The sequence below is a fragment of the Paenibacillus sp. J31R30 genome, from assembly GCF_059692115.1.
On record NZ_JCAUAV010000001.1, the window covers coordinates 350612 to 362092 of the forward strand.

Below are 11481 nucleotides of genomic sequence, written 5' to 3' on the forward strand. Positions count from 1 at the left end.
TTGCATGACATGTCATTGATTGGTGAAGAGCGTAAGGACTATATCCTCAACCAACTGAACCTGGAAGGCAAAGTAAAGACAAATGATTTGGTAGAGAGCCTCGGTGTGTCCTCGGAGTCGATTCGTCGATATTTGGAGGAGTTGGAAGAAGAGAATAAGCTAAAGCGCGTTTATGGCGGTGCCGTGAAAATCAACCTTTCCCGTGAAGAACCTTCTCAATTGAAGCGCGAAGTGCTGTATGCCGAGGAGAAACGGAGAATCGGCAGAGCAGCGGCCACATTAGTCGAGGATAATGATGTGATTTTCATCGATGATGGCACGACGACGCTTCATATGATCGATTATCTGTTGAACAAAAAAAATATTACCGTTTTGACGAATTCCGTCCCTGCCCTTTATCTACTGATCGATTATAAAAATAAAGAGCTATTCTCAGGCGATATTTTCTTTATCGGCGGTAAAGTGAGCTCTATGCAATCCCGTGTTACAGGCTCATTGGCCGAGAAAATGTTAGAGAATTTCTACGCGGATAAAGCTTTTATCTCCATAGATGGCATTATGGTTGACAAAGGCATTACAAGCTTCGATGAAGAGCGTGGTCAACTGGCGAGAAAGCTTATGGAACACGCCAAACATAGTGTCATTGTTACCGACCACTCCAAATTCGGACTTGTGCAATTTTATAAAATGGCCGATTTGAAAGAGGTTGATATTATCGTCAGTGATGTCCCAGCACCGAAGGAATGGGAAGAGTACTTGTTGAAAAAAGACGTGACATGGGTCGCGGCTACGTAATGGATGTTTAGCTGTGTAATCAAATCCCCCTCGATGAAGCTATATCGAGGGGGATTTGTTGTGTGTGGGAAGTGCGAAGGTCAAAATAGTGCAGTTAACCTATATTAGTTATATTTTAAACATTTTCGTGAAATCCTTCATATTCGGTGGTCTAAGGAGGCTTTATAATGATGACAAGTTGAGAGCCTAAAGCAGATTGAAGGAGGAATTTCTAATGTTTTCTGGTAAAAGTATCTATGTCAAAGATTATACCCGTCCTTCCAATGAGGACAGCGCAGCAGGCATTCGTGAAGCGATTGATAAGGCGATTGCCGTAGGAGCGGAGAGGGTCGTGTTTGAACCTGGGAGATATCGATTGGTTTCCATTCAGTTGGTGCAGACCGAGGGAATGGTACATGATGCTGGAAGCGGCAATCATCAATCGAAAGAATGTCATCTTACAATTAAGGACACTAATGGTTTAACACTGCAAGGTGCAGTAGGGGAAGATGGTGAACCTGCAACCGAACTGGTCGGCTTTAATGACGAGGCTATTCATGGTTTTTTGCCATCTATTCTTTGGTGTGAGAATAATGAGCATTTGTCATTACATAATCTAGCTTTTACGAGAGAGCCTGCTTTCGCCTCCGCCGGAGTCGTTATTGATCGCACGGATCATTCGATTACGGTTGAGGTGTTTGAGGGCAATCCTTGCAAGGAGGGAATGGGTACATTCTGTATGAATCGATTGGACCCCGTAACAGGGGCACTGATTGGGGAAAGTGTTACTTATGGTGGGGGTGCTGATGCGGGTTGGATACAGAGCGGTGAACGGACGCTGACCCTGAACAGTGTGAGCGTTGCTGCCAAGGTTCATCTTGGCGAGCATCTTTCCTGGCATCAAGGAGCGCAAACGGATTTCCAAACTTACTTTGGAAGATGTGATCATCTCGTGCTGAACAATCTGCGTGTGTTGAATGCCAATGGTTTTGCCATGCTAGCAGAAAGCTGCCGCCATATTACAGCGGATCGCGTCGTTTTCAAACCAGATGGGAACAGATTGTTCACTGCACCACGAGATGCATGGAAGCTGTTTAAGTGTGGTGGACAAATCGAAATCAGCGGGATGTATGTAGAAGGAGTTAGAATGGATGGGCAAAATATCCAAAGCAACTGGTTACTCTTTGGCAGCAGGCTCTCAACTCGCGAAGCACTGTTCTTCGGGAAGTATACGTTCGCGGCTTTGCTGCCAGGCAGCCACATTGAATTCTACAATGGCGAACATATGGAGAAAAGGGAGATTGCCCATTGGTCGCACGAAGGGAAGAGAGAAGACGGTCATCTCTATCGCATTCAATTTACGCAAGATATTCCTGACTATGCCGCAGAGGGATCTCTGTGTGCAGCCGATTATTGGGAAGCTGACAGCTATACGTGCTCACATTCAACGTTTATCAACATCGCGGGCGCTGGACATCTTGTCAGAAATGATCATGTCCTGATTTCCAATTGTACCTATCGAAACACGATGAATCCGGGGATACTGCTTGGTGCGGAGCTGCCGACGCATGCGGAGGGAGGACATGCTACGAACATTCGAATTGAGGATTGCGAGTTCGATCATTGTGGATTTTATCCGCGATATGGCGCTGAGGGATGCATTGGTATTAAATCCGCTGGCTTCGAAGGCAAGTATAATCGACAGATTACGATAACGGGGAATCTCTTCAAGAATTCAACAATTGGTGTTCATGCCATTGACGCAGATGAGGTCGTGGTCAAGAATAATCGCTTCATTCACGTAGATAAGCCCCTGGTTGTCAGTCCAGGCATAACAGGTACAATTGAATTTGAATAACATGCTTAAAGGACCTGAAGCTAATCTTCAGGTCCTTTTCACATGTATCAAGGAAGCACAACCGGCTGATGGGCATGCTTGAATTCATTGGGCGTTAAGCCCGAGTATTTCTTGAATAAGGTACAGAAATACGAGTAGCTGCGAAAGCCGACTTTGGAAGCCAGCTCATAATTCCTGTATTGTCCAGTCTGCAGGTAGATCTTGGCTGCTTCCATACGCTGCTCTAGAATGTAGTCTACAATGGAAACGCCGACTTCTTTCTTAAACAAATGCCCTAAGTAAGATGGGCTCAGCTTTACTTTGAGTGCGATTGACTCCACATTGAGATCTTCGCTCAAATGAGATTTGATGTACTGAATCGCGGAGGACAGCTCATGCCGCAACTGAAGGGATTGCGTGCTTCGCTTCCTAATTTCGATGAACCGCCCGATAACCGTTTCGAGTGCGCGATGGAAAGAGGTCTCAGCATTCAAGCTAAGCGGATCTAGGGAATTCATCTCATGTCCCTCAACAGCTAGAAGCTGTTCGAGTGACTTAAGCCAACTTTTCGCTGTGGAAGGATCGGGCTTATACATGAGAAACTCGTTCCGCACCATCATAGCCCATTCCTGATATACAGGTTCTTCTTGATGTTTAATCAAATCCTCTAGTCGTGTACGCAATTTACTTAGTGTCTTATCCGGTATTGCATGGAAAGGCAGCGTTTGATCAACGAAGATAGGCTCAGCTGCGTCTGAATAAAAGTGATGTAAGCGATATGTCAATGTATCCATGTAAACGGAACGAAGGGAAGAAATCGTCGTAAAAGGACGACTAATGGTTACTAAGAGCCGTAGCTTTAAATATTGCTTGAGCGGGTTTGACAGCTTGCGAATGAATAAGATAATGCTTTCCTTAAGTATATTGCTACTAGGTGATTGTTGGCCTGTCAAAAGCAGAATGAACCGTCCGAAGCTAACAGGGAACAGCTCGAATCGACAAGGGAAATCGACTTGTGCACATTCTCGAACGATTTCCAGCATACTGAATTCAATCAAAGATCGGTCTTTGATCGGATAACGCTGCTCAAAATTGGTAAGCTCATCGACGCAGCATTCCATTAATACGTAGGAGGGCTTAACGAGGTCGATGCCGAGCTTCTCCCCGTGGGTCACGATTTCCTCTGGCTTGGCAAGCAAGGAAGAAAGGATATCCTCATAAAACTTTTGACGAAGGGGGTACTGATAATTTTGTACCAACACTTTATAGCTGTGTTCGCTTGTAGCTAAACGATTCGTTTTCTCAAGCTCCTCACAGGCTTTCGCTAAGGCTGCTTTTAGTTCTTCAGCTTCAATTGGGGATTTTAAAATATAGCCGTCGGCACCATTACGAATCGCTTCTTGAGCGAAAGTGAAGTCTCGGTGAGCGGTTAGCATAATGCAGCGTACAAGGGGGGAATCCTTTTTCAAATGATGCAGCAGTTCCAATCCGTCCATCAGCGGCATTGTAATATCAAGAAGCACGATGTCCGGTTGCATGGAACGACACCTCTCCAAAGCTTCGATACCATTTTCTGCCTCGCCAACGATGACATAACCCCAATGCTCCCAAGGAAACTGGCTGCGTATATACTGCCTTGCCATCGGCTCGTCATCCACGATCAAGATGCTCTTCATTCGGTTCTGCCCCCAATCTGATTAATAGCTTGGTGCCTTCTTCTGGCGTGCTCTCTAAATGAATACGATATCGGTCTCCGTACATCATTTGTAGTCTACGGTGAACATTGACAAGACCAATACTATGTCCGTTCTTATTTTCCTCAGCTGTAATCTCGTTGCCGTTAGTAGAATGGCTATTCAGTCGATCCATTAGCTTCGCTATTTTCTCAGCGGACATTCCCTTGCCGTTATCTTCGATCATGATGTCCCAGTCATCTGTCCCGGCAGTCGTGCCTATGAACAATACGCCATCTTTATGATCCGGCACCAGACCATGAAAGATACTGTTTTCCACCAAAGGTTGCAACACGAACTTCGGCAGCTTCCGCTCCAGGGTGAGTGGATCAAGATCCATATGAAAGGAGAATTTACCTGGATACCGGATATGCATCAAATCAACGTAACTCTCTAATGCTGTTATTTCCTCTCGCAATGTCACAGGTCCTGGGCTTGTCTTTAATGTGTAATCCAGTTGTGTCGTCAGGGAAGATACGAGTTGATCAACCTTGTTATATTCGCCTGTACGGGCAGCCATGCTAATTGAATTCAATGTATTAAATAGAAAATGCGGCTTGATCTGCGCTTGAAGTGCAAGAAAGTCAGATATCTGCTTCTGCTTCTCAGACTGCTTCAGATTAGCAATGAGCTCGCGGATATGAGCCGTCATTCGGTTGAAATGCTTGGCAAGAAGGCCGAGTTCATCCTGACGGTTTAGCTGAATGGAGGTGTCCAAGAGCCCTTCACTGACAGCATTCATGGAGTCGGCAATCTTACGAATAGGTCTACTGATCAGAATGGATATCGTATAAGCCATCCCAATAGATAATAGCAACGAGACTAAGCCGAGCGCCCAGGTAAAGGAGAGCGTTTTTTGCAAAGGTTTCAGCAGCGCTGTTTTATCTAGTATCCAAACGACGTCCCAACCGAGTGCAGGATTGGTCACTCTTGTAAGGACAAGACTTTGACCATCAGCGGTTTGCTGTTCGGATTGTTTCCAACCGCCTTCGAACCACTCATCTTTGAGCCCGATTAGCTGGTACGATTTATTGAAAACATTGTATTGTGAGTAAGGCGGGCGCCCGAATACAGGGCGGTGCAATCGGTCAAGCAGCAGGATTTCCCCTGTGATTCGATTAGCGGATTGTGACTGCAGGGATTCATATAGCTTAGCCAAATAGAGATCGAGCAGTATGATTTTGTCACCGTCCGTAGAAGGAAGCTTCATGGCAGCCGTCACCGTATAGTTGGAAGGCAGTGAAAAGTAAGGGCCGACCCAATAGACGATACCACTTAGCTTAATTTGCGCTAGTTCCTTGGAGAGTGTAGGTGTATCTAAAAGTGCCCATTGCACATAGGAAGTGCTGGCAGCCATCTTACCTTGTTCAAGCAAATGAATATTGTACACATTGGGCATATAAGGCAGCAGACTGTTGTTAAACCAGCGAATGATTTCATCGCTTGAGCCTTGCTGGAAACGACTGTCAGTACCCACGGTAATGAATAAATTTCGGATATTTTCCAATGTAACATTTAAATAATCGTTGGATTTGTTGGCAATCTGATCGGCGTATTCATACTGCGCCTCCAGCAAGGAATCGGAAGAATGCCGATAATACCAGTACCCTAACAAAACGATAATCGATTCCACCAGCAAGAAGGAGATAACGAACACTTGGACTGCAATACGACGCTTCATATAAGTCCTCCTCAATGATCTTACCTCTTATTATAATGGCTTTCCGAGCGAAAGTTAGTGTTATCTGATACTTCGTTGATTATTGAATCATTTTAATAAATTTTGAATGCAGCTGAGCGATAAATGAAGTGATAATGAGGATGTTGTTGTATGGCGTAATGAAATAATGAAGTTTTTTACGAAATGTTGAAAGGCAATAAGGGCTCGCAGGCTGTACAATAAGTGTACAGCATCACTTTCATTGCAATGAGGGAGAGAGACGAATGAACCTTAGACGAAGGCAATCTGTTCCCGCTTTGGTGACATGCGTAATGTTGAGCTTAAGCTTAGCAGGTTGCAACAAGCAGGCTGCGAGCCCGAATTCATCTGCTTCAAATAATCAAGCTGGTACAAGGGTGAAGATCGAGGTGCTGGTCAGCGCGCTGAACAACCTCCCTACAGATCCGGCTATGGATATGATTAAGAAGGAATTGGATACAAAACTGGGTATTGATTTGAAAATTACAGCAGTAGTAGGAGAGGAGGATTATAAAAATCAGCGTAATCTCCGCTTAGCGGGCAACACCTCTGCAGATCTGTTCTATGTGGACCGCAGGGATATGATCGAACTCTCGCAGCAAGGCAGTTTATTGGATTTATCTCCTTATATAGATAAGCTCCAAGCGACAAAGCAATTTGTCGGAGGAGAAGAAGCGATGAAGACAGGGACAGTCAAAGGCAGGGTATTTGGCATTCCGAAGGTTTCGCCTGCTCCACAGTTCACTTTATGGCTTCGTCAAGATTGGCTAGATCAGGTGGATAAGCAGGTACCAGTAACAATCGACGAGCTGTTGCAGGTTATGAAGGCTTTTACTGAGCAAGATCCGGATCAAAATGGTAAGAATGATACGTACGGTTTTACGGGCAATCCGCAATTTAACGCACTGGATCAAATATTCGGGGCGTACGGTACGACGTATCCTGGTAAGTTTTATTTGAAGGAAGGTAAGCTTGTAAATTCAATTTACGATCCGCAACTCAAACAAGCGCTTGGTTTCGTGAATAGCATGGTGAAGCAAGGTGTTGTCGATCCTGATTTTCTGGCAAATACAAAGATACAGCATAAGGATAAGGCCTATCAAGGACAGGTAGGATTGCTGAACTTCAATTGGCCGGTCGTCGTGAATAGCGATGCAGCCAAACAAATCAAGACCTTGCAGCCGCAGGCCAACTGGGTCCAAATACCATCGCCAATTGGGCCAGGCGGCGCTTATAACGGTTTTGACGATGTGGGCGCGCGTAGTATTGTGGTCATGCCTGCTTCGCTGCAGAATAATTCCGAGAAATTGCAGAAGGTCATTGCGCTGCTGAATTATTTATCCTCTACGGAGGGCTCTCGGCTTGTACAATATGGACTCCCTGGGATTCACTTTAAATTGGAAGGTGAGACAATTCTACCAACCGAAAAAATTAATGATGTCGTATATTCACACTTGTATCAATTGATTGGCCGTGACGAAATGACCTATTTACGAACGAAATTTCCAGATGCCGAACCCTATTATCGATTTGCCATTGAGCAGCCCAGATTAAAGGTCTACGACGCATTTATCGAGCTGCCATCAGGCTATAATGCGGCAGACGCGAATCGATATATCATGGAGGAGACGTTCAAATTCATTTACGATAAACGTCCGTTATCCGAGTATGACGATTTCGTCCACACGCTGGAGAAGACCTACCATTACGATCTTTACATGGAAGCGGCTAGAAAACAGCTCATCGAGCAAGAACTGCTAAAACAGTAATTTGTACGCTAGGAAGGTCATGAGGGTTTCTATAACAAAACTTCGTAATTGATGAATGTACGTTCCGGCTTGTACCCATCGGGGTGTACGTTCATCATGCGGAGGGTGCTCGCCTTAATTGTAACCGCTTTCGTAATTTGGTGGCCATATCGAATCGACCCGTATACAACCAGAATGAGTATCTTCGAAGAAAGGAAGTGAAGCGTTTGGAAGTAACTGTGGAAAAACATATCGCCTCAAGGCCAATAGAACGTAAAAGCGCAACCTTGAAGCACTTCAAGCTGCATAAATGGCTGTATATCTTTTTGATACCTGGGCTGCTTTATTTGCTCGTGTTCAAATACATTCCTATGCTAGGAATCGTGATCGCCTTCAAAGACTTCAGCTTAGTAAGGGGGATATGGGCAAGCAAATGGATAGGCTTTGAGAATTTCACCTATTTATTCCAATCACGTGACTTTTACAAAGTAATGGGCAACTCGTTAATCATTAGTTTCTATCAGATCTTGTTCGGATTTCCGGCTCCGATCTTACTGGCAGTCATGCTCAATGAAGTCAGGAATCTGATGTTCAAACGATTATCTCAGACGATCCTGTATTTGCCTCACTTTATTTCATGGGTCGTGCTCGCTGGGATGATCATTAATTTTCTATCGCCATCAACAGGCCCGGTCAATTTTCTGATTAAATCCTTGGACTATGAACCGATTTCTTTTTTGCTAAAACCAGAGTATTTCAGGACGATTCTCGTATCGGCTGAAGTTTGGAAGGGAGTTGGGTGGGGAACGATTATCTATCTCGCAGCAATGACTGGTATCGATCCCTCCTTGTATGAATCGGCCAAAATGGATGGAGCTTCCAGAATACAGCAAATCCGCTATATCACATTGCCGGGCATTACGACAACGGTTGTTGTCCTGCTCATTCTGCAGCTCGGCAACATTCTCGACAATGGCTTCGAGCAGGTGTTCCTTTTGTATAATCCCATGACGTATGAAGTGGCCGATGTCTTCGAGACGTACACGTATCGAATTGGTTTAATCGACGGTAGGCTGTCATTCGCAGCAGCTGTCGGACTGTTTAAAGCTGTGATTGGTTTCGTTCTCATTCTATTGGCGAATCGGATTGCAAGATTGTTCGGAAAACAAATTTGGTAGGTGAGAGTACATGAGCATTAAGAAACTAGAGTTATTCGATGCCATCAACTATACGCTGCTCACGCTCATCTGTGTGGTGATGCTGTATCCGTTTATCAATGTAGCCTCAGTGTCCCTGAGTTCCTACACGGCCTACGTCAATAATCCAATGATGATTTGGCCGCATGAATTCAACTTAGCTGCATACCAAGAGATCATGTCGCGCGCATTGCTATGGAGAAGCTACATGAATACGCTGATTGTTACGATCTGCGGAGTAAGCATTGGTATTTTCTTATATATCATCACGGCATATCCCTTATCCAAAAGTGTGCTCAAAGGTCGAAAGTTCTTCATGGTGCTCATCGTCTTCACGATGCTATTCAATGGGGGATTGATTCCCAATTATTACTTGATGCGCTCATTAGGGCTGCTAGATACCCTTGCGGCATTAATTTTGCCGGCATTGTTTTCAGGCTTCAGTCTCATTCTGATGAAGAATTTCTTTGAATCGCTGCCCGAGGAGCTGGAAGAAGCAGCTCGAATGGATGGCGCATCGGATCCTTATATTTTATTTCGTATTATCGTGCCTTTATCGAAACCGATTATTGCGACCTTGTGTTTGTTCGCTGCAGTAGGCTATTGGAACAACTTTTTTAATGCGATTATTTACATTCGCAGTGTTACGAATTGGCCGCTCATGCTCTACCTGCGTGAGGTGATTGAAGCGGCTAGTATGATGGCTCAGCAATCGAATGCCGCAGAGACGGGCTCTCAGCAGGTGACGAGTGAAACCTTAAAGTACGCCACGTTAATGATCGTCATGATTCCAATTTTAAGTGTGTACCCTTTTCTACAAAAGTATTTTGTTAAAGGGATCATGTTAGGCTCCGTTAAAGGATAGTCATCGGGGAAACCCGCACTATATAGTTCAGCTTTATTTACATGAGGAGGGTATAAGGTATGAGTAGGAAACGTAAAGGAATGGTAGTTGCACTTGCAGGTATGATGCTGTTAACAGCTTGTGCGTCCAATTCAACAGATGCAGATCCAGGTTCAACAGCAGCAGCAAGCACACAACCGGCAGCAAGTCCAGTCGCATTAAAAATCATGGCGATGCATGATCAACCCGAAATATCGGTCACAGATGCCAAGTTTATTGAGGAGTTGGAAAAGAAGAACAACGTGAAGTTAACGTTCGATATTCCTCCGGTCACAGGGTATAAGGAGAGACTTCAACTTATGCTCGCTTCTGGCGAATATCCAGACATTGTTTTCTTCGAAAATACGACCGATCAGGCTTTTCAAAATGCTGTTCGCGACGGCATTGTTGTTCCAGTCAACGATTATCTGAAATCGGCTGCCAACCTCAACAAATATACGTACCAAGCCTCCTGGGATCAGTTGAAGGTGAATCAAGACGGCAAGATTTACGGTATTCCGCGGACTTCTGTCGTACGCAACGACGGTTATTGGGTAAGGAAAGATTGGCTCACGAATGTAGGCTTACAGGCACCGGCTAACGGGGAAATTACCATTGAGCAGTTTGAGGACATATTAAAAAAATTCACGTTCAACGATCCGGATAAAAACGGGAAAAACGATACCTACGGCTACGCCGGGGCGTATAACGCACGCAAGGTGTTAGATCCGATTCTAACAGGGCCTTTTGACATCTTAGGCTGGCAAAAAGCAACTGGTGGCGAGTATGAGTATATGAACCCGATGTATGATCAGAAGGGGGAAGCTTTTAAGAAGGCCCTCGCATTCTCCGGGAGACTCTATAAAGAAGGCGTCTTTGATCCGGATTCTGCAACGAATGACGGGACGAAGCAGCGCGAACGCTTCTGGCGCGGATTGACTGGGGTTTATCCCGGCTTCGCTGGACACTACACATGGCATCTTCCGGAGATGAAAAAGCTGCAGCCGAATGCGGAATTGACTTTTGTTCATGTGAAGAACGAAAAAGGCGAGGTCAAGGGTGGTAATCTGGCGACAAGTCCAACCGGTCTATGGGGCTTCTGGGCAGTAACAAAAAATGCGAAAAATCCGCAGAAGGTCGTTGATTTGTTCAATTCTTGGCTTTCCGATGAAATGTGGCCTGTAGTTGTTGATGGTTATGAAGGTTCGGATTACACATTAACGGGGACAGAAAAGAAGGCGATTACGCCGCCGCCGAAATTCTATATCCGCCGTAACTCCATGCGTAGAGCCAATGATACCGAATTCTTCATCACAACAGGAACCCCTAAGGATATTGTGGATCTAGTGAAGCCATGGCTGAAAAAGTCAGTAGACACCGTAGTCCCTGGTAAGGATCTCGGCTTCCAGCCGGAGGCTGCGAAGAAGCCAAACTACATGGATTACCAGAAGGTATGGGATACAACGACGATGAAAATTCTGATTGGAGAATTGCCAGCTAGCGAGTTCGATGCGTTGTTAGCAGGCTGGTACAAAAACGGCGGTACCGATTATGTGAAGCAAATGAACGAATATATTAAGAAAATGGAAACAGGTAAATAGTAAAATGATG

The 11481-nt window shown here is 45.0% G+C and carries 8 protein-coding genes; 6 read left to right on the forward strand and 2 right to left on the reverse strand.

The window, feature by feature from the left end; translation table 11 throughout:
• Nucleotides 1-9 precede the first annotated feature (9 nt).
• Both AC58QO_RS01135 and AC58QO_RS01140 read left to right on the forward strand, forming a co-directional pair.
• On the forward strand, nt 10-795 hold the full coding sequence (locus AC58QO_RS01135; protein ID WP_497263263.1) for a DeoR/GlpR family DNA-binding transcription regulator: 786 nt from the start codon (nt 10-12) through the stop codon (nt 793-795).
• 214 nt (nt 796-1009) lie between these two features.
• On the forward strand, nt 1010-2632 hold the full coding sequence (locus AC58QO_RS01140) for a right-handed parallel beta-helix repeat-containing protein (RefSeq protein ID WP_497263265.1): 1623 nt from the start codon (nt 1010-1012) through the stop codon (nt 2630-2632).
• 47 nt (nt 2633-2679) lie between these two features.
• On the opposite strand, the gene AC58QO_RS01145 is transcribed toward AC58QO_RS01140, so the two are convergent.
• Complete coding sequence (locus tag AC58QO_RS01145) at nt 2680-4287, reverse strand: response regulator (RefSeq protein WP_497263267.1); 1608 nt, start codon at nt 4285-4287, stop codon at nt 2680-2682.
• Nucleotides 4262-6025 (reverse strand): sensor histidine kinase, encoded by a 1764-nt coding sequence (locus AC58QO_RS01150; protein WP_497263269.1) that lies wholly within the window; start codon nt 6023-6025, stop codon nt 4262-4264. The genes AC58QO_RS01145 and AC58QO_RS01150 overlap by 26 nt, the downstream gene beginning before the upstream one ends.
• A 263-nt stretch (nt 6026-6288) precedes the next feature.
• Here AC58QO_RS01150 and AC58QO_RS01155 point away from each other — a divergent pair, with 263 nt between their 5' ends.
• The 4 genes from AC58QO_RS01155 to AC58QO_RS01170 all read left to right on the forward strand — a co-directional run bounded on the left by AC58QO_RS01155 (nt 6289) and on the right by AC58QO_RS01170 (nt 11471).
• Nucleotides 6289-7812 carry an extracellular solute-binding protein gene (locus AC58QO_RS01155; RefSeq protein WP_497263271.1) on the forward strand — a complete coding sequence of 508 codons (1524 nt, stop codon included), beginning with the start codon at nt 6289-6291 and terminating at the stop codon, nt 7810-7812.
• A gap of 197 nt (nt 7813-8009) precedes the next feature.
• A complete protein-coding gene (locus AC58QO_RS01160; RefSeq protein WP_497263273.1) occupies nt 8010-8969 on the forward strand; it encodes an ABC transporter permease in 960 nt (319 codons plus the stop codon).
• A gap of 10 nt (nt 8970-8979) precedes the next feature.
• Complete coding sequence (locus AC58QO_RS01165; protein WP_497263275.1) at nt 8980-9852, forward strand: carbohydrate ABC transporter permease; 873 nt, start codon at nt 8980-8982, stop codon at nt 9850-9852.
• 59 nt (nt 9853-9911) lie between these two features.
• Entirely contained in the window at nt 9912-11471 is a 1560-nt protein-coding gene (locus tag AC58QO_RS01170) for an extracellular solute-binding protein (protein WP_497263277.1), read from the forward strand.
• The last annotated feature ends 10 nt before the right edge of the window (nt 11472-11481 follow it).